This is a genomic window from Streptomyces scopuliridis RB72 (assembly GCF_000718095.1).
GTDB classification, from domain to species: domain Bacteria; phylum Actinomycetota; class Actinomycetes; order Streptomycetales; family Streptomycetaceae; genus Streptomyces; species Streptomyces scopuliridis.
The window spans coordinates 141,287-162,218 of sequence record NZ_JOEI01000012.1 but is presented as its reverse complement, the minus strand read 5'-3'; the positions used below and the strand labels follow the sequence as shown (position 1 = coordinate 162,218).

The 20,932-nt window shown below is 69.8% G+C and carries 34 protein-coding genes and 1 tRNA gene; 4 read left to right on the top strand and 31 right to left on the bottom strand.

Translation table 11 applies throughout. The annotated features are described in order from the left end of the window. Nucleotides 1-75: 75 nt before the first annotated feature. The 6 genes from IF11_RS0117050 to IF11_RS0117025 all read right to left on the bottom strand — a co-directional run bounded on the left by IF11_RS0117050 (nt 76) and on the right by IF11_RS0117025 (nt 4,308). Complete coding sequence (locus tag IF11_RS0117050) at nt 76-1,428, bottom strand: phage terminase large subunit family protein (RefSeq protein ID WP_051745994.1); 1,353 nt, start codon at nt 1,426-1,428, stop codon at nt 76-78. Then, nucleotides 1,425-1,847, bottom strand: a complete 423-nt coding sequence (locus tag IF11_RS0117045; RefSeq protein WP_030352458.1) for a hypothetical protein — start codon at nt 1,845-1,847, stop codon at nt 1,425-1,427. The genes IF11_RS0117050 and IF11_RS0117045 overlap by 4 nt, the downstream gene beginning before the upstream one ends. A gap of 174 nt (nt 1,848-2,021) precedes the next feature. After that, nucleotides 2,022-2,270: a hypothetical protein gene (locus IF11_RS0117040; protein WP_030352457.1), complete on the bottom strand. Its 249-nt coding sequence runs from the start codon at nt 2,268-2,270 to the stop codon at nt 2,022-2,024. 553 nt (nt 2,271-2,823) lie between these two features. Next, nucleotides 2,824-3,348: a hypothetical protein gene (locus tag IF11_RS0117035; RefSeq protein ID WP_030352456.1), complete on the bottom strand. Its 525-nt coding sequence runs from the start codon at nt 3,346-3,348 to the stop codon at nt 2,824-2,826. Nucleotides 3,349-3,358: 10 nt separating this feature from the next. Continuing rightward, a complete protein-coding gene (locus IF11_RS41315; RefSeq protein WP_165840703.1) occupies nt 3,359-3,505 on the bottom strand; it encodes a hypothetical protein in 147 nt (48 codons plus the stop codon). Next, a complete protein-coding gene (locus tag IF11_RS0117025) occupies nt 3,502-4,308 on the bottom strand; it encodes a hypothetical protein (protein WP_051745993.1) in 807 nt (268 codons plus the stop codon). The genes IF11_RS41315 and IF11_RS0117025 overlap by 4 nt, the downstream gene beginning before the upstream one ends. A 186-nt stretch (nt 4,309-4,494) precedes the next feature. Here IF11_RS0117025 and IF11_RS0117020 point away from each other — a divergent pair, with 186 nt between their 5' ends. Further along, complete coding sequence (locus IF11_RS0117020) at nt 4,495-4,755, top strand: hypothetical protein (protein WP_051745992.1); 261 nt, start codon at nt 4,495-4,497, stop codon at nt 4,753-4,755. A 44-nt stretch (nt 4,756-4,799) separates the two neighbouring features. Next, entirely contained in the window at nt 4,800-5,405 is a 606-nt protein-coding gene (locus tag IF11_RS0117015; RefSeq protein ID WP_133243334.1) for an FxLYD domain-containing protein, read from the top strand. Between the two features lie 251 nt (nt 5,406-5,656). Here the strand turns inward: IF11_RS0117015 and IF11_RS0117010 are convergent, their stop codons facing one another. The 23 genes from IF11_RS0117010 to IF11_RS0116895 all read right to left on the bottom strand — a co-directional run bounded on the left by IF11_RS0117010 (nt 5,657) and on the right by IF11_RS0116895 (nt 16,786). After that, nucleotides 5,657-5,878 carry a helix-turn-helix domain-containing protein gene (locus tag IF11_RS0117010; protein WP_030352452.1) on the bottom strand — a complete coding sequence of 74 codons (222 nt, stop codon included), beginning with the start codon at nt 5,876-5,878 and terminating at the stop codon, nt 5,657-5,659. A gap of 44 nt (nt 5,879-5,922) precedes the next feature. After that, entirely contained in the window at nt 5,923-6,132 is a 210-nt protein-coding gene (locus IF11_RS0117005) for a hypothetical protein (RefSeq protein ID WP_030352451.1), read from the bottom strand. 23 nt (nt 6,133-6,155) lie between these two features. After that, nucleotides 6,156-6,671: a hypothetical protein gene (locus IF11_RS0117000; protein WP_030352450.1), complete on the bottom strand. Its 516-nt coding sequence runs from the start codon at nt 6,669-6,671 to the stop codon at nt 6,156-6,158. Continuing rightward, on the bottom strand, nt 6,664-6,945 hold the full coding sequence (locus IF11_RS0116995) for a hypothetical protein (protein WP_133243335.1): 282 nt from the start codon (nt 6,943-6,945) through the stop codon (nt 6,664-6,666). Before IF11_RS0116995 ends, IF11_RS0117000 begins: the two co-directional genes overlap by 8 nt. A gap of 85 nt (nt 6,946-7,030) precedes the next feature. Next, a complete protein-coding gene (locus IF11_RS37800) occupies nt 7,031-7,591 on the bottom strand; it encodes a WhiB family transcriptional regulator (RefSeq protein ID WP_051745990.1) in 561 nt (186 codons plus the stop codon). A gap of 39 nt (nt 7,592-7,630) precedes the next feature. Beyond that, on the bottom strand, nt 7,631-7,960 hold the full coding sequence (locus tag IF11_RS40185) for a helix-turn-helix domain-containing protein (protein ID WP_106979190.1): 330 nt from the start codon (nt 7,958-7,960) through the stop codon (nt 7,631-7,633). Then, complete coding sequence (locus tag IF11_RS0116980) at nt 7,957-8,814, bottom strand: helix-turn-helix domain-containing protein (RefSeq protein WP_030352447.1); 858 nt, start codon at nt 8,812-8,814, stop codon at nt 7,957-7,959. Before IF11_RS0116980 ends, IF11_RS40185 begins: the two co-directional genes overlap by 4 nt. Before the next feature lie 73 nt (nt 8,815-8,887). Continuing rightward, nucleotides 8,888-9,325: a hypothetical protein gene (locus tag IF11_RS0116975; protein WP_030352446.1), complete on the bottom strand. Its 438-nt coding sequence runs from the start codon at nt 9,323-9,325 to the stop codon at nt 8,888-8,890. Nucleotides 9,326-9,536: 211 nt separating this feature from the next. After that, nucleotides 9,537-9,851: a hypothetical protein gene (locus tag IF11_RS0116965; RefSeq protein ID WP_030352445.1), complete on the bottom strand. Its 315-nt coding sequence runs from the start codon at nt 9,849-9,851 to the stop codon at nt 9,537-9,539. Then, the gene (locus IF11_RS0116960; RefSeq protein ID WP_030352444.1) at nt 9,848-10,354 is read right to left on the bottom strand and encodes a hypothetical protein; all 507 of its coding nucleotides are present in this window, start codon (nt 10,352-10,354) and stop codon (nt 9,848-9,850) included. Before IF11_RS0116960 ends, IF11_RS0116965 begins: the two co-directional genes overlap by 4 nt. Then, complete coding sequence (locus IF11_RS0116955) at nt 10,351-10,722, bottom strand: hypothetical protein (RefSeq protein WP_133243331.1); 372 nt, start codon at nt 10,720-10,722, stop codon at nt 10,351-10,353. The genes IF11_RS0116960 and IF11_RS0116955 overlap by 4 nt, the downstream gene beginning before the upstream one ends. Before the next feature lie 29 nt (nt 10,723-10,751). Next, complete coding sequence (locus IF11_RS0116950) at nt 10,752-11,456, bottom strand: 3'-5' exonuclease (RefSeq protein WP_030352442.1); 705 nt, start codon at nt 11,454-11,456, stop codon at nt 10,752-10,754. Further along, nucleotides 11,453-12,229, bottom strand: coding sequence for an ERF family protein (locus tag IF11_RS0116945; protein WP_030352441.1), 777 nt, complete (start codon nt 12,227-12,229; stop codon nt 11,453-11,455). The genes IF11_RS0116950 and IF11_RS0116945 overlap by 4 nt, the downstream gene beginning before the upstream one ends. Beyond that, the gene (locus tag IF11_RS0116940; protein ID WP_030352440.1) at nt 12,229-13,269 is read right to left on the bottom strand and encodes a YqaJ viral recombinase family nuclease; all 1,041 of its coding nucleotides are present in this window, start codon (nt 13,267-13,269) and stop codon (nt 12,229-12,231) included. The genes IF11_RS0116945 and IF11_RS0116940 overlap by 1 nt, the downstream gene beginning before the upstream one ends. Further along, nucleotides 13,266-13,505 carry a hypothetical protein gene (locus IF11_RS36730; protein ID WP_037727926.1) on the bottom strand — a complete coding sequence of 80 codons (240 nt, stop codon included), beginning with the start codon at nt 13,503-13,505 and terminating at the stop codon, nt 13,266-13,268. The genes IF11_RS0116940 and IF11_RS36730 overlap by 4 nt, the downstream gene beginning before the upstream one ends. Continuing rightward, nucleotides 13,502-13,996, bottom strand: coding sequence for a hypothetical protein (locus IF11_RS0116930; protein WP_030352439.1), 495 nt, complete (start codon nt 13,994-13,996; stop codon nt 13,502-13,504). The genes IF11_RS36730 and IF11_RS0116930 overlap by 4 nt, the downstream gene beginning before the upstream one ends. Continuing rightward, entirely contained in the window at nt 13,993-14,400 is a 408-nt protein-coding gene (locus tag IF11_RS0116925) for a hypothetical protein (protein ID WP_030352438.1), read from the bottom strand. Before IF11_RS0116925 ends, IF11_RS0116930 begins: the two co-directional genes overlap by 4 nt. Then, nucleotides 14,397-14,789 carry a hypothetical protein gene (locus IF11_RS0116920; protein WP_030352437.1) on the bottom strand — a complete coding sequence of 131 codons (393 nt, stop codon included), beginning with the start codon at nt 14,787-14,789 and terminating at the stop codon, nt 14,397-14,399. The genes IF11_RS0116925 and IF11_RS0116920 overlap by 4 nt, the downstream gene beginning before the upstream one ends. Beyond that, nucleotides 14,779-14,922, bottom strand: coding sequence for a hypothetical protein (locus tag IF11_RS40880; RefSeq protein WP_157848436.1), 144 nt, complete (start codon nt 14,920-14,922; stop codon nt 14,779-14,781). Before IF11_RS40880 ends, IF11_RS0116920 begins: the two co-directional genes overlap by 11 nt. Next, nucleotides 14,919-15,638: a hypothetical protein gene (locus tag IF11_RS37795; RefSeq protein ID WP_051745989.1), complete on the bottom strand. Its 720-nt coding sequence runs from the start codon at nt 15,636-15,638 to the stop codon at nt 14,919-14,921. Before IF11_RS37795 ends, IF11_RS40880 begins: the two co-directional genes overlap by 4 nt. After that, nucleotides 15,635-16,030 (bottom strand): DUF6197 family protein, encoded by a 396-nt coding sequence (locus tag IF11_RS0116905; RefSeq protein ID WP_030352435.1) that lies wholly within the window; start codon nt 16,028-16,030, stop codon nt 15,635-15,637. Before IF11_RS0116905 ends, IF11_RS37795 begins: the two co-directional genes overlap by 4 nt. Nucleotides 16,031-16,175: 145 nt before the next feature. Continuing rightward, entirely contained in the window at nt 16,176-16,505 is a 330-nt protein-coding gene (locus tag IF11_RS36725; RefSeq protein ID WP_037727924.1) for a hypothetical protein, read from the bottom strand. Continuing rightward, nucleotides 16,505-16,786: a helix-turn-helix domain-containing protein gene (locus IF11_RS0116895; protein WP_030352433.1), complete on the bottom strand. Its 282-nt coding sequence runs from the start codon at nt 16,784-16,786 to the stop codon at nt 16,505-16,507. The genes IF11_RS36725 and IF11_RS0116895 overlap by 1 nt, the downstream gene beginning before the upstream one ends. A gap of 246 nt (nt 16,787-17,032) precedes the next feature. Between IF11_RS0116895 and IF11_RS0116890 the strand changes: the two genes are divergently transcribed. Next, entirely contained in the window at nt 17,033-17,407 is a 375-nt protein-coding gene (locus IF11_RS0116890; protein WP_240627949.1) for a hypothetical protein, read from the top strand. Between the two features lie 388 nt (nt 17,408-17,795). Here the strand turns inward: IF11_RS0116890 and IF11_RS0116880 are convergent, their stop codons facing one another. Together IF11_RS0116880 and IF11_RS0116875 are read right to left on the bottom strand one after the other, a co-directional pair. After that, complete coding sequence (locus IF11_RS0116880; protein WP_030352431.1) at nt 17,796-18,767, bottom strand: tyrosine-type recombinase/integrase; 972 nt, start codon at nt 18,765-18,767, stop codon at nt 17,796-17,798. Nucleotides 18,768-18,879: 112 nt separating this feature from the next. Further along, nucleotides 18,880-18,952, bottom strand: a tRNA-Arg gene (locus IF11_RS0116875). A gap of 316 nt (nt 18,953-19,268) precedes the next feature. Between IF11_RS0116875 and IF11_RS0116870 the strand changes: the two genes are divergently transcribed. Beyond that, entirely contained in the window at nt 19,269-20,867 is a 1,599-nt protein-coding gene (locus tag IF11_RS0116870; RefSeq protein ID WP_030352430.1) for a dynamin family protein, read from the top strand. Nucleotides 20,868-20,932: the final 65 nt, after the last annotated feature.

The window sequence follows — 20,932 nt, the reverse complement described above, 5'->3', positions numbered from 1 at the left end:
CCAGCCCACCGCCGATGGCGCGCCTTTCGGCTGCTCGGCGAAGCTGGGGGTTCCTTGCGTTCCTCACGAGTCCTCCTATGCGACCGCGGCGAAATTGCCCGCGGGCGCGAGCATGAGATCCGTGAGCGCCCACACCCACGCGTCCAGACGGTCGGGCGACGCGTCGCCGGGAACCCATGACACGAGCTGCTCCTCTAGCTCCGGCAGGCTCCCCACGATGTGCACGGCCTGCTGCTCCGACAGCGCGGCCACCGGCTCCGCGCGGGTGAGCTTCCCGCGGGTGGCCCGTACGGTCCGGTAGTTCACGGTCGGGTCGATCTGCCGGATCACGGTGCCGATCCAGTCGCCGCCGTTGTTGACCTCGGCAACGATCGCGTCCGCGCGGTGCTGGTGGTACGCCTTGATCGCGCGCCGGGCAGCGTCCAACGGCGGCATGCGGCCGGACAGGTCATCGAGCCCGTACCCGTGTTGGCGCTGTGTGCCGTTGAGGTCGGGAATGTACTGCTGGCCGAGCCCGGCAACGATGATGCCCATCTCGTCGGACTCTTCGTTCGAGGTGGCGGCGGGGTCCATAGCGACGACGACTCGGGACATGGGCGGGGCCGCGCCGGCGCGGGTCCCATCCAGGCCGGCGCGGCTCCAGAGGGCGCCCTCGATGTCCTCCAGCAGCAGCCCGTCCAGCTCCTGCTTCTCCATGCGGGTGCCCGCGTACTTTTCGATCAGCTTCCGCCGCTGCTCCTCGGGGAGGTGCACGGCGTCGCGGGTCCGGCCGCGGGTGACGGTGACGTCCGTACGACGGGTCAGCTCGATCAGTTCGGTGCGTGGCTTCGGCGTGGTGGACGCAATGTAGTGGGGGTTCGGGCCAATGCGGAGGCCCATCTCGGAGTGTGTGATGGCCGCGCCGAGGCGGCGCATCGCGGCGGCCTCCTCCATCCACACGAGACACCTGTTGCCGCCGGCGCGGAGGCGTTCGACGTCGTCGGGAGAGTGTGCGCCGAACAGCTTTGCCTCGGCACCGGATGGCCAGCGCGCGAAAGTACCGCCGGTCGTCGTCCTCAGCACCACGCGCGGGTCGTGCCCCTTCAGCCCGGACGGCCCGTTCACGCACGCCTCAACCGCGTCTCCCTGAGTGGGCGCGATGATCGCCATACGGTGGCCGCCCTTCAACCGCGGGTCGCAGGCCGGGCCGTTGACGTGCTCCACCATGTACCGGGCGCAGCCGTCCGTCTTGCCCGTGCCGCGTCCGCCGAGCTGGAGCCACCACCCGAGCGTCTCGATGTGCTCGGGCGGAACCTGCCACGGATACGGGGTCCACTTCCCCCACCGCTTCGCCCAGACCTTCGCGCGCAGTTCCTCTTCCAGCAGCGCCAGTTCGGCCGGCGACATGGCGGCGAGGCGCGCGTCCAGGCCCTCGGTGGCGGTCGTCATGCGTCGAGCCCTGCGAGTTCGTCGGCGAGGGCTTTCACGCGGGCGGTCATCTCGTCGGTGACGGTGACGTTCGCGCGCACGGGGGCGTACAGACCCAGCAGCTTCGCCTCGTGGTCCATGGCGCGGACGATGGCCTCGCCAGCCTTGGGCGCGTGCATGCCTCCTGCGATCACCATGGGCATCAGTCCGTCGATGACTTGGCGGCAGGTGGCCAGCTGCTCTCCGACGTACGCGCCGAACGCCTCGGCGGCCTCGGCATGGAGGCGGGTGCGTCCGCGCTTCCACGCCTCGTACGTGTTCTTGACGTCAGCGCCGATGCGGTCGGCGATCTCGCGGAACTGGAGGCGGTCGCGGGTGCGGAGCAGCATGACTTCGTCCTCGCGCTGTCGCGCGATGTCCGCGTTCGTTTTGGTCGCCATGTGCAGTCGCCTCCCTGGTGGGGAGGGTACGGATTTCGGGCGCTGCGGGATCTTGGGGTCTGTATGTCGCGGGCATGGGCGAGCCCCTCACCCACGGGGTGCGGTGAGGGGCTCGGGTCCAGCGGCGCAGCAGCCTGAGGCGCGGAGGGATGACGGCAGGAGGCGGCGCGGCTCTTAGAGCGGCGTCACTCCCTCATCCGGTCCGGACGGGCGGAGACGCAGCCGCGCGTGCCCCGGTTCGTCGTCGCGCTTGTTGAGTGTCCAGTCGACTGACTCGACGACGTACTCAACGTCGTGGTCATACTCCGTCCCGTCCTCGATCACGCTGTCCAGCCACAGCACGATCTCTCCCGCACGAGGCACGCAGTCCATGGTGATGTGGGCGTCCTTGCCCGTGTCCGTGAATTCGATCCATACATCCACGTCGCTATCGTCCCGTCTTCGGTGTGTCCGGGGTTGGCTGTTTTGGTGTTTTGACCCAGCCGCCCCGCGACGCCTGGTAGGTCGTCTCCTGCTTCGGGTCCGGCCGGGTTCCGGGGGCCATGGGCATGGTCTTACGGAGCGGCATGATCCGACACCTCATTCCGTACCGGGTGCACGATGCACATAACCCCTTCCGGGGAGCGGACCACTCTCGCGCCGTCAGCGCTCTCATCTGCGTAGATGTCCCCAAGAGGGCCCGTCGCTTCCGGTGGGGGAGTGGCGGACGAATCAGACATGTGCCACGCGGCCAGCAGCCACACGACCGGCATCGCGAAGACCGCATGCGGCGCCCGCTCGAACAGGCGCCCGGCGAACCACAGAGCCAGAACACACCCGCCGCACCGAGGAAGGAAGCCCCAGCCGGACGCTGCCGGGGCGAGCAGATCACCGATCCCATGAACCATCTGACCAGTGCCAAGACACAGCCGCTGATACACCGCGACGACTGGACCGGTGACCCGTGCGACGACGTCCGCCGCGATCCCACGGGCGTTCACAGCAGGCCCACGATCGAGTCACCCGCGGCCGACACGACCGGCGAGAGAACGTACCCGGCGATGCCCGCGACGCCAGCTGAAAGGCCGAGGGTGATGCCGCAGAAGACCGCGCGCGCCAGGTCCCACCGGAACCCGCCGCGCTTCGTCCAGATGGCGAACAGGATCACGGTGCAGACGATGACGAACGCATGCCCGCCATCGGTCAAGACGAGGTTGCTGGTGCGGGTGGCATCCGGCGTTCCTGCTCCGAGCCCGTACTGAAGGGTGGCGTCGCCGATCTCCGAACCGCCCCACAGAGCAACGTTCGCGCCGCCGCCGAGGATGCCTCCGGCGGACAGGATGAGCAGCATGCCGTACAAGGCCGCGAGGGTGAACGGCAGCAGGTCGAGCAGCTTCTTCAGCTTGAGCAGGTTCTTACGGCCGGGCCACCAGCGCGTGATCTCCCACGCGAGGAGGGACAGGCCGACGGTCACGCCGCCGAGGCTGACGACGTTGTACGTGGTGATGTTGCCGAGGTTCATGAGCGCGTCCTCAGTGGAACAGGGCGGCGACGATGGCCGCGGCGGTGAGGAGGAGGGCGACGGTCCCGGAGATCGTGGGGACGTCATCGAGCGCGATGGCGCAGAGGCCGAGGAGCGCGAGCAGCGCGCACCCGGCGAAGAACACAGCGGCGATCACGGCTGCCCCGCAGCACGCGGCATGGGCAGCGCGGGCGGGAGCTGCGCGAGGCGCGGCTCATGCTGCTCGATCTCCGCGCGGATAACGCCGCGAATAGTAGAGTCGCCGACGCGGCCGTGTCCGGCGGTGATGAGCGCGTCGCGCATGGCGGCGGTGCCGGGCCGGGTGCCGCCGTCGTACAGCGGGCGGATGGCGGCGCAGCGCGGATCGCGGTAGACGATCGGCGCGGGCTGCTGCTCCTCGACGGGAGGGAGTTGCGGGGCCGGGGGTTGCTTCGGCAGGGGTGGCAACACGGGCGCCTGCTCGATCCGCTCGGCTTGTTCGACGACGGGCGCGGTGGCGGGGGTGTCGACGCTGGTCGACGGGGCGTCACCCTCGTCGGGCGTAGCGGCGAGGTGCAGAAGGTGCGCGAGGACGGCCGGGGGCACCATCGACGTCACGGCGATCAACCATGCCTGGTTGTGGTCCATGTGTCCGGTGTTCACGAGGTGCGCGACGACCTGTGCGGCCAGCGCAAGGATGATCGCGAACACTGCGCCTACGGTCGCGGAGAACCGGCCGCGGGCGCCCTTGGGCCGGGTCGCGGCGACGACGGCGGCGATACCCGCGTAGGCCGAGAGGGAGAACGGCATGCCGTACGCCCACGGGTCGGACCAGCCCGCGAACTTGGCGACGTGGTATTCGCCGGGCATCGACATCACGAGGGTGGCGGCGAGGACGGCGGGGCGGCCGGCGCTGGTGGCGAGTCTGGCGTACCAGGGTCCCGCTGGGGGCGGGGATGTGCGAGGCTTCTTCCAGCCCATGGAGGTCACTCTCCGGTGGTCAGAGCCCCGTTTCGGTGTTAGCGCACCTGCGGGGCTCGTTCAGTTGTTGGGTGTCTGGCGGGCGTCGTAGCCCGTCTGACGTGCCCAAGGGGTACCCCTTGGAAGTCAGAGGGTACCCCTTGGGTGAGTGGTTGTGCAGCCCTACGCTCCGCGCGGAGGTGCGAGATGGCGAACGAGGTCGAGGCGGTGCGTGCTGCGCTGCGGGCGCTGGAGGCGATCCCTGACGCGGTGGACCGGGCGGCGGCCTGCTCCGAGCTGCTGCGCGAGTGGCCCGAGCTGCATCGGATGTTGGCCGATGTGCGGCAGCAGGCGGTCATCACGGCGAAGGCGCAGGGGCATACGTACCGGGCGATCGGCGAGCGCATCGGGACAACGGGGGAGACCGCGGGGCAGATCGCGGCAGGGAAGAACCGGTCGTCGTCGTAACGGATTGACGACGACGACGCCCGTTGTCGGCGGGCGGCCGTACGGTGAACGCCACATTCCAGACCTGGGGGGTCATTGTGTCGAATGGGTATCCGCCGCCGCATGGGCAGCAGCAGCCGTGGGGGCAGCAGCCACCGGGGCCGGGCTGGGGAGCACCGCCGCCGAAAAAGTCGAACACGGGCCTGATCGTTGGCCTGTCGATCGCGGGCGGCCTGGTGCTGATGGTGCTGCTCGGTGTTCTCGTCAGCTCGGGCGCGGATGATGTCGCGACAACGGAGCGGTCAGCTGCGGCGAGCCCCGCGGACTCGTCGCCGAGCAGCTCTGCGGAAGCCGCGCCGGCCGAGGCTCCAGCGAAGGCCGAGCCGACAGACGGGCCGGAGGGGGACGTGAAAATCACCGGCTGTGCGGTGGATGACCTCACGGACTGGCCGTCTGCTGACGTGTTGATCACGAATCGGTCAAGCAAGGAGTCGAACTACATCGTGTCCGTCGAGTTCGTCGATGAGTCGGGGAAGCGGCTGGGTGATGCTCTTGCCGCGTCGAACAACGTCGCCGCGGGGCAGAAGGTGGAGACCACAGCGCAGAGCCTGGACAAGGTCACGGTGACGGTGGAGTGCCGAGTGACGGAGGTGACGCGGTACGCGTCGTAGGCCGTCTGAACGTGTCGACGCCCGTCGTCCCGGGTTGGGGCGGCGGGCGTCTGCGTGGCCGGGGCGCGGATTAGCGTTGATCTGCTCGAAGCACGCGGTAGGCGTATGACTCGGTGACGCCGATGAGGTCGGCGATGTCACCGACGGGCATTCCTGATGCGGCGTTCTTGATGATCAGACCGTGTACGTCGATGTGGGCGGCGATGCGGCGTAGGAGGCCGGCGCGGGGCGTCGCGCTTCGCGGGCCGCGGTCAGGCTGGCTCGCTGCCGGGGGCGGGGTCCTGATCCACCGCGCCCGGCCGCATCCGAGTGCCGACGAAATGTAGGAGACCGCACACGGCACCGTGTGAGTAGCCGGTCTCCTCGGCGAGCTGACGGATGGTGGACCCAGCTTCGTACCGGGCCTTGAGGTCGACGGCCACCTTGATGCGCTCGTCGCCCTTGAGGTATTTGCGGGGGCTGGGCTCGGTCACGGGGTCTCCTCGCGGTCGTGTGGCTCGGTTCCCGGGGCAGTGGGTCAGTTTTCGTCGGTCGGCTGTTCGGTGATCGTGGTGATCCGCTCCATCAGCCGGTGCTCCCAGGTCGGCTGCATCTCGCGTCGATAGGCAAGCTTCTCCAGGGCCTTGGCCTTGGTGTCCCACCCGACATGGACTCCGGGTACCTTCCGCCACGGCTGGCTGGGCGCGGGGCGGGACTGGATGAAGTAGGTGGTGTGGTGGTCGGGCATGGTTTCCCCTTCGGTGGTCGATTTCAGGATGGCGGACCGGGAGCCTCCCGGCCCGTCAGTTCGTTGGTTCCGTTGAGAGCGCGGCGGACGCGGGCCAGCTCGGCGACGAGGCCGTCGCGCTCCTCGGTGAGCCGGTCGATCTCGGGCACGATGGTCTGGACGTGCCGCTTGTTGCCGGCGGCCACGGCCTCCAGCGTGGTGATGCGGGCGTAGAGCTCGTCCAGTTCGTCGTCGGTGATCGTGTCGGCCGTGTGTCGCCGCTTTCCGGCAACCGGGCTGGCGAAGTCCGGCGCGCCGGCCGGGCGGGCCTTGTGGGCGTCGAGGTTGGGCAGGCCGGGGGTGGGCCGGTGAGCCCAGCGGGCCGGGTCGCCGGTCAGTGCGATGGGGTCGCCGCAGATGCAGCGGGGCTCGTCGTCGGGCGTCGACGGGGTGTCGTCGGTGGTGGTGACGGGCGTCGTCGTGAGGGCGTCGGCTACGCGTTCCACCTGCGTCGTCAGTCGGTCGATAGCGGCGGCGACGAGGCGGGCGGGTTCAGGCATGGTGCTGCTCCTTGGTGCAGTCGGGGTGATGCCGGTACAGGTGTCCGGGCGTCCACCAGCCCGCGCAGCAGGCGTGCCGCACGGCCTCGCGGTGGATGGCCAGTTCATCGAGGAGCGCGGCGAACGAGACGGCCGGCGGGCGGGCCAGCTGCTCCGCGCGTCGGGCTCGCGCTCGCCGATCCCGTCGGCCCTCGGCGGCCAGCAGGACCACGAGGACCAGCACGGCGCCGAGGAGCAGCAGCGGGTAGACGAGCCCGAGGGCGCGACTGTTCACCGGCGCCGCCACGGCGGGTACGCCCAGTGGGCCAGCGGCAGGCCGGCCGCCACGACCACGAGCAGCACGAACAGCACGGTGTCGATCACGCGGCGACCGCCTGAGGCTGGGCCTGTGAGCCGCGCTGACGAGCCCTTGGGCGGGTCGCGTTGTACCGGGCCTGTGCCGCCATGCAGGGCCCGCACGCGGCCTCTCCCATCCGCCGGTGCAGCTGCGCACCCGCGTAGGTGCCGCCCGCGGCGTGAGCGGCCTCCAACAGCCGCAACCGCTGCTTCAGCACCCGCGCCTCATGCCCGGCCACACACACGTCGCACGGCGTCTCACCGAACCTGTGGTGCGCCGAGTACGCCCGCGGAGTACCGCACGGCAGCCGGACACGACCGGCCGCGTCCAGCCACGACCCATCCGTGGTGCGCAGCCGGTGCCGCTCGCCGGCCGTGAGCGCTCCCCATGTCCCGAGCCGCTCCCGAGTGTCGAGGGCGTGGGCCTGGCAGGCGAGGAGCAGCGGGCAGGCCCCGCAGATCTGCTTGGCCGTGAGTTCGTCGAACGGGTCGGTGGAGTGCCACAGCTCGGGGTCGTGGTCGCTGGTGGCGCAGGCCGCGGTGCTGGTGCCCTTGAGGAACGCGGGGACGGGGATGGTGGTCATGTCGGCTCCCCTGGGGGTGGTTGGTCGTGGGGCGGTTGGTCAAGCTGCCTGTGTGGTGCGTGCTGCTGCTCGCCAGCGGGCGACGGTGCGGGTGGTGACGCTGAAGATGTCGGCGATTTGGCGTGCGGAGAGGCCGTGTGCGGTGAGTTGGACGCCTGCTGCGGCTCGTTCTTCGGAGGTCATGCCGGGGAGGGGGCGGCGGGTGTTGACGGCGGTGTCGATGTTGAAGGGCTCGGGGTCGCGTCGGGGTTGGTAGGGGCGGCGGCGGTTGCGGCGGTTGCTGCGGTAGAGGCGGTTGCGGCAGGGGTTGCAGACGCGGCGCTGGTGGGCGGCGGGGTTGGGGCAGTGGAGGCAGTGGCGGGTGGTCATGACGCGGTCCGTTCGGCGGCGATGGGGGTGCAGCGTGTGTGTGTGGTCCGGTCGGGGCGTTTGGGGTCGGGGATCATGCGTTCGCCGCAGGTGCTGCACCGGGCGAAGGTGAGTGGTGGTTCGTCGCTGGTGCTGGTTGTGGCGGGTGGCTGGGGGGAGGAATCGTTTTCCCCTCGCGCGCCCGCGCGGACCTGTGGCTGAGGTTCGGGCTCAGCCATGTTGTGGTCGGGGTCTGGGTCCACCCCATAGGGGTGGTTGTACTGGTAGGGGCCCGCCATGGACGCTGTCCGGAAGGCGTCCATGGACGCTGTCCGGGGGCGTCCATGGACGCTGTCCGGGCCCTCCGGAGGGGGTTCGGAACGCCCGCCGTGGACGCTGTCCGGAACACAGTCCATGGACGCTGTCCGGTCCGCGTCCACGGACGCTGTCCGTACGGTGGAAGTCGTCTTCCGTACCACGTCGGTGATCTGCTCGGCCTTCTTCGCGGCGTGGGCCTTGCGCTGCCGGGTGTCCGTGTACAGGTGGATGTGAGCAGCCCAGTCAGGCCGGGACACCGGGATGAGCAGCTGGTAGACCGACGAGGCGTTCGGCCGGCGCCTGCGGGCCAGCATCCCCACGGCCATCAGGACCTTGACGCACCGGGTGACGGTCTCCTGCGCGCACCCTGCAAGGGTGCCGAGGGTCTCGCGGCTGGGGAACGCGCCGCCGCCGTCCGCATCGGCGTACGTGGCGATCCACACGCCCACGTTTGCGATCCGTGGCAGCTCGGCGGGGACGCCGTCGCGCAGCACTTCGGCGCGAAGCGCGTTGATCCACGCGTTCCGGACGGTCTGCACACGGTCGCTGCTGCTCACGGATTCTCATCTCGCTGTGGTGCGGGTGGGGATGGGGCCCGGGGCGCGGTGGCCCCGGGCCGGAGTGCGGCAGTTAGCGCACGTACTCGTCGCGGCGCTTGGCCTCGCGGGCGCGCTCGTGGGCCTTGTACTCGTCCTCGGAGGGGTATGCGGCGAACGCGGTACCGATGACGGCCTCGGGGTCGCGGGGGCCGGGGCCGACCTCGTCCAACGTGCCGTCCATGCGGCGGGCCCTCCACATGGCGCGCTTCGCTTCGAGGAGCGTCGCGGCTTCGGCGTCGGTGCGGGCGACTTCGCAGCCGGTGACGCGGACCTTGACCTGGGGCTCTTTCTCTTCGCCCTCGGCGTGGCCGGTGTACGACTTCGAGGTCAGCTCGACGATGGCGACGACGACGCTTCCGGGCTTCTCGAAGAGGCCGCGGCGCTGTTCGGTGGTGAGACTGACTTCGACGGATGCGGCGGCGGAGTCGAGCTTGACCTCGGGGGCCTGGGTGGGGCTGAGCTTCGGCATTACAGGGTGTCCTTTCCGTAGGCTTCGGCCGCGTCGGCGACCTGTTGGGCGAGGGCGAATTCGGCGCAGACCTTGTGTGCGGGTTTCCGTCGGGAATCGCGTAGGTGAGTGCCGAACCCGCAGTAACGGCAGGGCCGTTCGCGGGTGGACCAGTGGGAGTTGTCCCGCCAGTCGAGGAGGCCGGGCGGGGGCTGAGGACGCGGCCGGCGGGTCATGCGACCGCCGCCGATTCCAGCGGTACGGCCATGACGACGATGCGCTCCTGATGGGGGCGCGCCACCTCGTACGGGGCGTTCCAGGCCCATGCGAGGTAGCGGGCGCAGCGGTAGCAGCAGGCGGTCGGGGCGGTGTGGCGGGTCCAGGGGATTCGGCCGACCGGTACGGGCGCGAACGGGGCGAACCCGTCGGCCGTCATGCCGCCGAGGAGGTTGGCGTGTCCGGTGACGGTGACCTCGGCGGGCCGGTCGTCGCATCGGGCGCACGTCGTCGGCTGGACGGCGGGCAGGTCGAACAGAGTGTCGGTCACTGGGGTACCTGCCCGAGGTCCGGCCACTGCTCGCCGACGGCCAGGCCGCGAATGACGAGGACCAGTTGGCCGCCCTTGATCTTCCGGCCGAGGCGCATGTCCGGGCCGACGAGGCGGGTGTGGTCGTCGTCGTCGAGGAGCCCGGCATCGACGATGCCGTCTACGGCGGCCTTGAAGCTGGGGTACCAGTTGGCGGGGTCGCAGCGGCCGACGGATCGGGGCCGGTAGATGCCGAGGATGTGAGCGCGCTCGAACAGTGGGCCGGGCTTGGCGGCGGCGAGCGCTTCCATGAGCGCCGGGTTCTCGCCTACGGCTTCCATGGCGGCGGCGCGGAGCGCGTGGGTGAGCTTCCCCTTCGGCGCGTGGTGAAGGCGTTGGTTGCTGTTCAGCAGCTTCACGCCCGTGGGGAGGGCGATGGTGAAGGTGGGCCGGGTGGTCCCCGCCGCCGGTGCGAGGGCCGGGGCGGGGACCACGGGCGTGGTCAGATCGAAGAGAGCGGTCACGGCTTGCCCCCTGGTTCGGGCTTGGGCTTGTCGGTGCGGTGTTGCTGCCACAGGGCGCCGTCTGCGATGGCGGGGCTGTCGAGTCCGAGCGCGGAGTCGAGGCGCTGCTGGAGACGGTCCGCGCGGCGGGTCTCGCTCGTGAGGGCGGCGGACAGGCGGGCGACGGCGCGCGTCATGCGGACGATGCGCCGCTCGTAGCCGATGGCGTCCGTGATGCTGTCGCCGAGGTCTTCGGCGCGTGCGTCCTGGAGCTGTTCGGTGAGGTGCGTGTTGCGGGCGGCGGTGCGCCGGGCGGCGCCGAGGTGCGCGGCGGCGTCGCGGCGGGCTTCGTCACGCTGGTCGACGAACTGCTCGATCTGCGTGCGCATGTCCCTGTAGCGGGTGCGGGAGATCCACATCAGGCGTCACCGCCCTGCTGGCGTGGGATGAGCGGCCAGGCGCCCTCGACGACCGCGGTCGGGTCCTTGCGGCGGAAGTACTCCTGCAAGCTCGCCGCCTGCTCCGCCGCCCACCCGACCTGCGCGTGGTGCAGCTCGGGCAGCGTCATCCGTGCGACCTGCTCGTACCGGGTGGCCTGTCGCCAGGCGACGCGGCACGCGGCGATCGCGTCGGCGTCGGCCTGGTGGGCGTCGCCGATCGGGACCTTGTAGTGGTCGCACAGGGCGGTCAGCTTCCGGGAGCCGCGCCGGCACTTGTCGACGGCTTTGTCGATGACGTACGGGTCGATGACCGGTCCGATGGGCAGCGGATCGAGGCCGTACCGCTCGGCCTCGCGGTCCAGCAGCGTGAGGTCATACCTTGCGTTCATCGCGACGATCGGCAGGCCCGCGACGATCGCCTGCCCGAGACCGGCGAGCAGCTCGGCGACGACCTGCGCGAGCGGCGCACCCTCCGCACGGGCACGGACGGTTGTCACGCCGTGGATGGCGGCGGCCTCGTCGGGGATCTCCTCGCCGTCTACGTCGGACAGCCACGTTGCCGAGTCGACCGGAGAGCCGCCGCCGCACTGGACGATGCACGCGGTGACGATGCGGGCGGTGAGAGGGTCGGGCCCGGTGGTTTCGAGGTCAAAGCCGGTCATACGGCCGAGGTGCCAGCTCATGCGGCACCCCCGGCGGCGCGCTCCTTGCCGATGCGGACGACCATGTCGCCCGCGCGTTCCTCGTCGCCGACCTCGTTCGTGAGCAGCGCGCCCAGCTGGCCGGTCTGCTTCAGCTCGTAGTGGATCTGTCGGAGGCGTCCGGCGCTGGTCTGGGGGTGGGTGATCTCGTCGAGGTACTGGACGGCCGGCCGGATGGGCGCCTCACCGCGCTCGACGTGGGAGGAGTCCGGGTCCTTGTCGTGCGTCGGGGTGAGGCCGCCGGTCAGGAGAAGCACCCGCAGTGCCACGGACTGGGCCTTGGCCGTGCCCTTGTCAGCGGAGTCGAGTGCCTCGCCCCGCGTCTTCAGCAGCGCGGGCAGGGTGTCGCCCTTGGGGCCCATGACCATCCACGAGACGGTGACGGTGCATTCGCGCATCTTGTTGCCCTTGGACGTGGTGGTGTCCCGGTGCTCCGCGTCGATGCCGACGGGGAAGATGTTGATGCCGTGCCGGAGGGTGACCGGGCCGAAGGTGTTGACCACGGTGTCGACGCCACGGAAGTTGAAGCGGGTGCCGCCGCCGTTGTACTGCTCGCCCTTGGCGATGGCGCGGACGTCCTTGCGGACACGGAGCCAGGCGATGTGGACGGGCACCATCTCCGGGTCGTCGTCGCCGGGCTCGTAGTCGGCCATCGGGTCCGGCAGCGGCGCGGGCTCCGGCTCGGCCGGGCGGTCGTGCTCGTTGGCGGTCAGCTCACGGCCGGCCGCTGCGGCTGCGTTCTCGCGCAGTCCCATCAGAAGTCCCCCTTGTACTGCTTGGCGATGTCGATGCGTTCAGTCGGGTTCGGGGCGACGCACGCGGCGTAGGCATCGGGCCAGCGCTCGGCGAGCTGCTCGAAGTCGACGCGCGGCGCGGCGTTGCTGGGCTCCAGCGAGTAGGCGCGCTCCCCGCCGATCAGCGCGGACTGCGCGCTGTCGAGAGCGGCGATCATGCGGGCCTTCGCCGCGGCCTTGGCCTTCTTCGCCGCGGACTCGGCACGCTGGTGTCGGCCGTAGTCGAGGAGCGCATCCAAGGCGTCGTCGTGGCGGTCGATGTCGACCGTGCCGGAGCGGGCCGGATGCAGGCGACGGAACAGCCTCGTGAGGGCGTCGCCGTCACCGATCGGCTCGGGCGGTACCTGCGCCTGGACGTGCTCGAACCAGAACCGGTCGACCGCGGTCGTGATGTCGGCCATCACGTCCGTGTACTGGTCGGCGCGGACGGTGCCCTGGTGGTACTCGTTGCCGCCGATGAGGACGGCGTAGTGCATGTGCTCGTAGCCGTTGACGGCGATCTGCCACAGGACTTGGGCGAGGACGTCGTCCGGGGCTCCGGCGTGCCACTGCGCGGCCTTGAACGCCGAGCGGGTCTTGACCTCCAGCGCGCAGGGGGCCTGCTCGTCGGCCGAGAGCGGGCACTTGGTGACGCGCCGGTCGAGGGTGGTCATCCAGTGCGGGTGGTCCTGGTGGGCGACGAGGCCGACGCGGCGGACTACGCTGCGGGACTGCATGGCCCATCGGCGAGCCACGTTCTCTTCGTTGACGATGCCCCAGTAGGCGGCTTCGCCCGCGTCATCGACGTCGCGGCCGGTCTTGTCGAAGTAGACCTTCAGCGGCGGGTTCTGCTCGACAAGGCCGAGGAGGGCAGGGACGTCGCTGGAGCCGATGCCGGAGCGGCGCGCTGTGAGCCAGTCGGCACGGTCGGCGTCGGCGGGGAGGATGAGTCGGCCGGTGGGTGTGACCCGGCGGCCGGCGGCCGGGGCGGTGCTCGCCCCGGCCTGCGCGACGGTCGTCACAGGGCATCGCCACCCGTCGCGGTGTGCGTGGCCTCGTACCAGGTGGCGAGGGTGCTGCTGTTGATGTCACTCGCGATGGCGGCGTTGCTGGCCTGCTCGACGGTGGCGGCGACCTGGGCGAGCGTCGCGTGGACCTGTGCCAGCTCGATCAGCGCGAGTGCGTCACTCGACTCCCGGTAGCGGGCGGCAATCTTCGCCAGTTTCTCGGCCTTGCGGTAGTGCTCGGGTCCGGTCATCGCTGGCCGTCCTTCCGGGTGTTGAGGGTGTAGAAGCGGCCGTCGACCGGTCCGCGCTCCGTCAAGTGGCCTGCCAGATGCAGGGCTTGCAGATCGGAGCGGGCATTGCTGCGGGGGTAGTGGACGCCCCAGTCGCGGTAGAGGTGTTCGACGCGGCTGGTGCGCCAGCGTCCGCGTCCGTGCTGTTGGCGGATGGTGGAGAGGAGCCGCTGTTGGCGTGTGATGCTGTCGAGCTGAGGAGTGACCGCAGTCCCAGCGTTCGGGGTGGTCTTCTCCTCCGGCCCAGCGGCCTCGTCGGCGTAACGGAGGACCAGCGCGGCGGCGGGGTGCCCGACTCGGTCGAGCATCTCGGCGACCTCGGCCAGCGTCTCGGTACGGACCTCGTCCCGGTACCGCTTGATCCGGGTGCTGGCCCATCCCTCAGGCTGCGGGAGTTTCTGGGCGGCGGGTGTGGTGAGGAGGTCGGAGTGCAACGTCTCGCGGGCGCTCATGCGGCACCACGTGTCTCCGCCATCGCGGCGCTCTGACGGCGCCGTGCTCGGAACGCAGCCACATCCGCACTGTTCGCCTTCGAGCATGGCTCGCACCGGCACTTGTAGTTCTTGTACGTGGACGGCTTGCCGTGCCCGGCACGGTCAGCGGCCGACGGGTCCTGTGCCCACCCTGCGCGCTGCTTGATCCCGCGCAGCCGCTGAGCCTCCCGGCAGTCGTCGCAGCGGCAGCCCTTGTTGTACGTTCGGTGGTCGCCGTGCCCGTGGTCCACGGGCGGCCGGCCACCGCGCCGCCGCTTCGACTGGGGCTTGAGCCCCAGCATTTCGAGGAGCGTCCGGCAGTCGTCCGCGCTGCTCGCTCGGTCCGCGACGATAAGCGCGGCCTGATGGGTCTCGGCGTTCATGCAGTCCTCCGCTCGGGCAGGGACGGCACGGCTGCGAGCCGCTGCGGGTTGAACCGAGACAGGCGATCGATCGCCTCGTCCAGCTCATCCCGCAGCCGCAACGCATCCGACAGGCTGATGTCGATCTCGGCCGTGTCCAGAGCCGCCGCGTCCTCTACCGCCTCGGTCAGCGCGTCCAACTCCCCTTCGCGCGGGGACTGGACGGCCTCGGCGAGCGCGTCGAGCTGGGTGATGACGTCCTCGCGGGCGTCCGCGTCGCCCCAGTGCTGGACGAGGCCGATCAGAGTGTGGTGGCGGATGGGGTCGACGCGGAGGATGCCGCGCAGCCAGTCGGAGCGGAGCCGCACGGACAACGGCGGCTTGCTGCTGGGGTTCAGGTCAGCGGGCATTGCGGCCTCCGTGGGGGCGCAGCAGAGCGGCGAGGTACGCGAACGGGTGGTGGTCGTCGACGATCGCGACGAGAGCGGCACAGCCGAGGCCCCACGCGATCAGGGCGTACGAGATCCACAGCAGGACCGTCATCGGGGATCACCCGCCTCGGTGATCAGCACGTCCCTGCCGCACTGCTCCGACTTCGGCCAGCCCCACGTGCACAGCCCGCCATCGGGCAGGTCCTCGGACGTGAGCGGCGTCAGACCCACCCAGCCGTCGCCGTGCTCCCGGCACAGCAGCACCCCGGGCCGGTCCGAGTTGCGGTAGGCCACGATGCGGTCGGCCTCACCGTCCGGGCCGGGCGCGGTGTTGTGCGCGTTCAGCGCCTCCACCGTCGGGCACGGCCAGGACTCGCCGTCGTGCTGGCAGTGCTCGGAGTCCGGGTACTGAACGTGCAAGGCGCGGGCGGCTACTGCCAGCTGCTCCAGCTCGGCGACCCGGGCCCGCAGCCGCTCGTTCTCCTCCAACAGCTTCCGCGCCACCGGGTCCCGACGGGCGTGGTCCGCCTCGAACGCGGCCTGCATCTCATCGCGGTTCGCGTCGTCCCGCAGCCACGCCCGAACGGCAGCGCGAGCCGCCACCGTCGTCGAATCCTCGACGGCCCACCCGCGCTCGTAGTGCTCGTCCGCCACGTCCAACACCTCGGGCCAAGCACGGTCCTTCAGCCCCTGGAACCGCTCGGCGGGCAGCATGTACGAGACGCGCGCCACCTCGGGAATCTGCACGTACACCTGCGTCTGCTTCTCACGCGGGTGCATCAGGTCGTACGAGTCCAGCGTGATCCGGACGGAGATCGAGTCGCTCATGCCGACACCTCCGCAGCGTCCCCAGCCGCGTACAGCACCGCGACAACCGACTCCACGGTCCGGCCCGGCACATCGCCCCACGCGGCGATGTGCTCCTCCAGCGAGAAAATGTCCCCGTAAAACGGGCCCATCTCGCCGTTGACCTCCAGCCGCAGCGCCAGCACAGCGATCGCCTCATCCGCCAGCAGCGATGTACGGTGCGGATCCCCGGTCACCGCCGTCTTCAGCGCGGCCACGATCGACATCGGCCGCAGGAAGTGCGGGACGCACATCTCCCGGTCGAACACATCCGGCACGAAGTCGCCCTGGTAGTGCCCATTCGCCGCGATCACACGGGCCGCAGCCCGGAACACGGCCGACACAGTCGTCGGGCGGGGAACCTCAACGTCCACCCGGACCGTCCGCCGGTGACCGGCGGGCAAATCCGTGGGACGGATAGTCTGTGTACTCAAGGTGATCCACTTCTCTCTTTGTTCTGGTGGACTGCCAGGGGTCGTTCCGGATGGCCGTCCGGGCGGCCCCGCTTCATGAGGCGAGTCAGGCAGCGGCCGGACGGCCGGCCGACAGCGCCGCGATCTCCTGCGCGACCTGCTTCCGCTTCGCCGTCTTCGCCTGCTCGCTCTTGATCCGCCGGGCCTGCGCCGACTTGAGCGCCAGCTCCGTGTAGTGCGCCGACCGCAGCGACTCGGCGACCTTCTCGATCTGCTTGGCGGTCGCGTTCGGGTGCATCTCGCGGGCCTTGTTGAGGAACCGTGTGTGGTGCGACGCCTTGCGGGCGGCGGCCGTACGGCTGGCGCGGTCGACCGTGTTGCCCCAGCTCTTGTGTGCGGCGAGCCGCATGCGCTGGGAGCGCTCGCTCGTGGTCATCAGGGTGTGTCCTTTCCGATCCGACTGTCCATGCCCATGGGCGTGGACAATGGCTCAAAAAAGAGAGCGCCGGTGTGAACTCCGAGGGTGGTCGCGATGCGCTCGGCGGTCCCTGGCGTCACGGTGGCGCGCTCTTCGTGGAGGAGTGCACTGATCTTGCTCTTGGAGAGGCCGACTCGGTCCCCGAGGGTTTTGCCGCTGATGGGACGCCCGTCCGGTGCGTGCTGCATGAGGTGCCGCAGGACGTGCGGGTCGATCAGGCGGAGCCTGGGTTCCTTCATGGTGCCTCCGTTGCGCTGCCCACGTTTGTGGACAGCCCCACTAAAGCACATCGCTTGAGCGGTGTCCACGATCGTGGGCGAGATTGCGGTTAGGCAATATCTGGTCGGAGTCGTCCGGGGTGACCCCGCTGCGCCCCTGATCGTGGACAATGGCCAGCGAGCGCGAAAGGTTGTGCGCTCTGACCTGGCATTTCCGGGAATCCCCACTCGGAAGGTGTGGACGTGGCAGTGAGAGAGGTGACTGTGGTGCCCGAGCAGCGTGATGCGCTGACTGAGCTGGTGCAACAGCACGTCGGCATCGGTAAGCGGTGGAGTACGCGCGACTTCTCGGAGATCGCCGTGGACCCGGACAGTGGATGGTCCCCGAGTAAGTCGCTGGTCGGAAAAATCATCGCCGGGAACGGATACACCATCACGCCTCCGCTGGTGTCCGCCCTCGCGGCCGGCCTCGGGCTGCCGCGCGAAGTTGTCGCAGCGGCGGCGCACTTCCAGGTGATCGGTTACGCCGAGTCGGAGCTCGCGGGCGGTGCGCCGGCCATCCTCATTCATCGCCTTGACGCGTCTCTCGCGGACGCCCCCAAGTCCCGTGCTGTGGCTGAGCGTTGGGATGAAGAGGGCTGACTAGCCGCCCTGTTTGTCATATAAAAGCAACGATCTCTGAACGGTCACAATACGGAGTGTGCACCCCCGATTCTCCCTATGGCCTGCACCAATGGGTTGCGTAGCCGTATGGTTACTGGACCTCGCGCAAAACGAACGCGTGTGCGAACCGGCATGCCGGAGCCAGCGGGACAGGGGGCCATGTGACGGGTGTTCGAGTGGAATGCGCAGACCTGGACGACGGCATTCCCATGATGTACCGAGATTTCGGAGACCGTGTCCGGATGGCGTACGACCCCAGCCAGATCGAGGAAGCCGTAGCAATCACGCTCCTGTGTGTGCGTGTACCACGGCTCGTCGGCAGCCTCGAACTGGCCCGGACCGGACGCTGAACCCCAACGGCGGCCGGCTACTTCAGCCGGTCGCCGGGGCTCAGCCTCCGGTGAGCCAGCGCCGCCCGCTCCGAGCCCGCAGACGCGGCGTAGCGCGTCAGCATCTGACGAGACTTCCACCCGGTGATCCGCATCAAGTCGTCCTCGTTGCCCCCGTTGACCTTCCACTGATGAGCGAACGTGTGCCGGAATTGGTGCGGGTGCAACTCCTCGATGCCGGCCTCCGCGCACCGACGCTTCAGCATCGTGCCCACACCCCACAAGGTCAGCCGCTGCCCCCGATTGCGCTCGCCCCACCACAGCCACATGTCGCCCTCTAGCGGCTTGCCCTTGTGTTTCGCCGCCGCCCGCAGGTACCTGTCCAGGGCGGTCGCGCACGTCCGCCCGAACGGCACGGGACGCCGCACGGAGCCCTTGCCGAGGACGTGCAGCACCTTCAAGTCCAGGTCAAGGTCTTCGACTCTTCGGTCCGTGGCCTCCGAGAGCCGGACGCCCGTGTCGAGGAACAGCATCAGCAGTGCGGTGTCTCGCCGGTCCGCGTACGTCTTGCCCGAGCACGCCTTGAAGAGCTTCGAGAGGTCGCCCTCGCTGATGATCGGGACCTCCACCTCGGGGATCGTCGGAGGCTTCATGGTGCGCATGGGTGAGCGGTCGATCTCCTCTTCGTCGACCAGCCAGTTGAACATGGTCTTCAAGCTGCGGAAGCGTTGGTTTGCGGTGCTCGCAGAGGTGCGCTTCATGGTGGCCGTGATGTACGCCTCGACGTGCTCGCGGTGAATCTCTTCCAGCGAGGTCGGCGCCGGGCGTCCCTCGGTGCCGTCGTCGTCGACCGGCGGACGGTAGCCGATCTCCTCGTCGAGAAGGAAGGCACCGAAGTCACTGGCGGCACGCGTGTAGACACGGATGGTGTTGTCGGCAAGGTTCTGGGATCGCAGGGAGCGGATCCAAGAGGCAGACATAGGGGCCAAGTTGTATCGCGCGGCTGTCATGAAGCCACCATGGCGTCCACTATCGTGGACAGTCAAGGCACTTGGTCCGGTAGCGATGTACATTGAGCCAGAAACGCCGATGACCAGCGTTTCCGCTGGTCATCGCGCGTAGCGCCCCCGGCAGGACTCGAACCTGCGGCCAAGTGCTTAGAAGGCACCTGCTCTATCCACTGAGCTACGGGGGCCGGGTGGTGGCCTCGGTGACCTGGAGCCCTGGTTGGGTGGTTCCGCGACCTCGCCGGGACAAGGATAGGGCTCCGATCGCCTTGACCCGGTTGCTTCACGCCCGTGGCACGTTGTGGAGGTTCAGTGAAGCGAACCGATAATCGCAGGCAGGTGCGATTCCCGCATCGCTTTTGGCGCTCGGCGCCCCGGGTGTTGTGCAGTCGTTATGCCTGCGCCCCACTCGTCCCGTCTGTCCCGAGTATGTGATCGGCGCGCAGGGATGTCCATACGCTTCAAAAAGGCTCCAAAATTGGGCATTCTTCGCATGTGGTGACCTTGGATGTACGGCCCCAGCTGATCGACGCACTCTCCGCACTGCGCGACTGTGTCGCTGCCGTGCGTCTTCCACTGCCTCTCGCCGGGGCGCCGCGTGCCCGGCAGACCAGGGCCGAGCTGCTGGCACAGCTCGACGACTATCTGCTGCCCAGGCTCAGGGACCCCGAAGCACCCCTGCTCGTCGTCGTCGGGGGGTCCACCGGTGCCGGGAAGTCCACGCTCGTCAACTCCCTTGTGGGACGGCGGGTCAGTGAGGCGGGGGTGCTGCGGCCCACCACACGTACCCCCGTACTGGTCTGCCACCCCGAGGACCACCACTGGTTCGCCGGGATGCGGGTGTTGCCGCACCTGACGCGCGTATGGCTGCCGCAGCAGGAGGACGACGCGGGGATCGGTACGGACGGCACGGGGGCCGTGGAGCAGAGCGCGCTGCGGATCGACACCGCCGCCGCCCTTCCCCGCGGGCTCGCACTGCTCGACGCACCCGACATCGACTCGCTCGTGGTGGATAACCGGCTGCTGGCCGCCGAGTTGATCTGCGCCGCGGACGTGTGGGTCATGGTGACCACCGCCTCCCGGTACGCGGACGCCGTGCCCTGGCATCTGCTCCGTACCGCGAAGGAGTACGACGCGTCGCTGGTGACCGTCCTCGATCGGGTGCCGCACCAGGTGATCGACGAGGTGTCACGGCAGTACGCGGCACTGCTGACCCGGGCCGGGCTCGGTGACGTACCGCGGTTCACCATCCCCGAACTGCCCGAGTCCGCGGGCGCCGGGCGGGGGCTGCTGCCCACCACCGCCGTCGCGCCGCTGCTCGCCTGGCTCGCGCACCGGGTGCAGGATCCGGCGGCTCGTCAGCAGGCACTGGTGCGTACCGCGGCCGGGGTCATCGACTCGCTGAACGCGCGGATGCCGGAGCTGGCGGGGGCGGTGGCCGCGCAGTACGCCGCCGCCGTGCGGCTGACGGGCGCGGTGGAGGACGCCTACGCGGGCGAGGGCGACCGGGTGCGTCGGCAGCTCCAGCGCGGCGCCGTGCTCGCCGGAGACGCGCGCACGCGCTGGCGTGGCTATCCCCGGGACAGCTCGGCGCGCGAGCTGCTCGACTCGCTGGCGGAGAGCCTCGGCGCGCTCCTCCAGTGCGCGGTGGCCGCCGCCGAGGAGCGGGTGGAGGAGGCGTGGGGGCACGAGCCGGCCGCCGGGACGCTGCCCATGCCGGGACCGGACGGGGAGGCGGCGGAACGGGTCGGGATGGCCGTACGCCGCTGGCGCCGCGTCCTTGAGGAACTGGCCGAGGAGGAGGTGCGCCGGCTCGAACGGACCCCCGCGCCCGACGCCGAGACCGTCGCGGCGCTGCTCGCGGCGGCCCTGCTCGGCGGCCGGCGGGCCCGGCTCGCGGGGGAGCGGCTCGCGGAGCGGGTCGGGGCGCACGTGGCGCTGCGGCTGCGCGACCGGGGCGGCGAGCTGGTGACGACGTACATCGATCGCGTACTGCACGGGGAGCGCGACCGGCGGCTGGCGCCCCTCGACGCGCTTGAGGTGACCCCGGAGCCGCAGGCCGAGTTGATCGCCGCGCTGTCCGTACTCCAGAGGGAAAGGTGACCGATGTGTCTCAGGTGACTGATGTTGCTGGTGGGACCAGCGAGGCCAATGAGGTTGATAAGACC

What these genes read in the sequence shown, in the direction of transcription:
- IF11_RS0117045 (WP_030352458.1), bottom strand. Translation starts at nt 1,847, where the DNA reads ATGGCGACCAAAACGAACGCGGACATCGCGCGACAGCGCGAGGACGAA.
- IF11_RS40880 (WP_157848436.1), bottom strand. Translation starts at nt 14,922, where the DNA reads ATGACGGTCCTGCTGTGGATCTCGTACGCCCTGATCGCGTGGGGCCTC.
- IF11_RS36730 (WP_037727926.1), bottom strand. Translation starts at nt 13,505, where the DNA reads ATGACCGGACCCGAGCACTACCGCAAGGCCGAGAAACTGGCGAAGATT.
- IF11_RS0116945 (WP_030352441.1), bottom strand. Translation starts at nt 12,229, where the DNA reads ATGGGACTGCGCGAGAACGCAGCCGCAGCGGCCGGCCGTGAGCTGACC.
- IF11_RS0117000 (WP_030352450.1), bottom strand. Translation starts at nt 6,671, where the DNA reads ATGCCTGAACCCGCCCGCCTCGTCGCCGCCGCTATCGACCGACTGACG.
- IF11_RS40185 (WP_106979190.1), bottom strand. Translation starts at nt 7,960, where the DNA reads ATGACCACCCGCCACTGCCTCCACTGCCCCAACCCCGCCGCCCACCAG.
- IF11_RS0117025 (WP_051745993.1), bottom strand. Translation starts at nt 4,308, where the DNA reads ATGGGCTGGAAGAAGCCTCGCACATCCCCGCCCCCAGCGGGACCCTGG.
- IF11_RS0116955 (WP_133243331.1), bottom strand. Translation starts at nt 10,722, where the DNA reads ATGCGCACGCAGATCGAGCAGTTCGTCGACCAGCGTGACGAAGCCCGC.
- IF11_RS0116930 (WP_030352439.1), bottom strand. Translation starts at nt 13,996, where the DNA reads ATGAGCGCCCGCGAGACGTTGCACTCCGACCTCCTCACCACACCCGCC.
- IF11_RS36725 (WP_037727924.1), bottom strand. Translation starts at nt 16,505, where the DNA reads ATGACCACGAGCGAGCGCTCCCAGCGCATGCGGCTCGCCGCACACAAG.
- IF11_RS0117005 (WP_030352451.1), bottom strand. Translation starts at nt 6,132, where the DNA reads ATGCCCGACCACCACACCACCTACTTCATCCAGTCCCGCCCCGCGCCC.
- IF11_RS0116975 (WP_030352446.1), bottom strand. Translation starts at nt 9,325, where the DNA reads ATGCCGAAGCTCAGCCCCACCCAGGCCCCCGAGGTCAAGCTCGACTCC.
- IF11_RS0116895 (WP_030352433.1), bottom strand. Translation starts at nt 16,786, where the DNA reads ATGAAGGAACCCAGGCTCCGCCTGATCGACCCGCACGTCCTGCGGCAC.
- IF11_RS0116950 (WP_030352442.1), bottom strand. Translation starts at nt 11,456, where the DNA reads ATGAGCTGGCACCTCGGCCGTATGACCGGCTTTGACCTCGAAACCACC.
- IF11_RS37800 (WP_051745990.1), bottom strand. Translation starts at nt 7,591, where the DNA reads ATGACCACCATCCCCGTCCCCGCGTTCCTCAAGGGCACCAGCACCGCG.
- IF11_RS0116880 (WP_030352431.1), bottom strand. Translation starts at nt 18,767, where the DNA reads ATGACAGCCGCGCGATACAACTTGGCCCCTATGTCTGCCTCTTGGATC.
- IF11_RS0117050 (WP_051745994.1), bottom strand. Translation starts at nt 1,428, where the DNA reads ATGACGACCGCCACCGAGGGCCTGGACGCGCGCCTCGCCGCCATGTCG.
- IF11_RS37795 (WP_051745989.1), bottom strand. Translation starts at nt 15,638, where the DNA reads ATGAGCGACTCGATCTCCGTCCGGATCACGCTGGACTCGTACGACCTG.
- IF11_RS0116925 (WP_030352438.1), bottom strand. Translation starts at nt 14,400, where the DNA reads ATGAACGCCGAGACCCATCAGGCCGCGCTTATCGTCGCGGACCGAGCG.
- IF11_RS0117035 (WP_030352456.1), bottom strand. Translation starts at nt 3,348, where the DNA reads ATGAACCTCGGCAACATCACCACGTACAACGTCGTCAGCCTCGGCGGC.
- IF11_RS0117020 (WP_051745992.1), top strand. Translation starts at nt 4,495, where the DNA reads ATGGCGAACGAGGTCGAGGCGGTGCGTGCTGCGCTGCGGGCGCTGGAG.
- IF11_RS0116920 (WP_030352437.1), bottom strand. Translation starts at nt 14,789, where the DNA reads ATGCCCGCTGACCTGAACCCCAGCAGCAAGCCGCCGTTGTCCGTGCGG.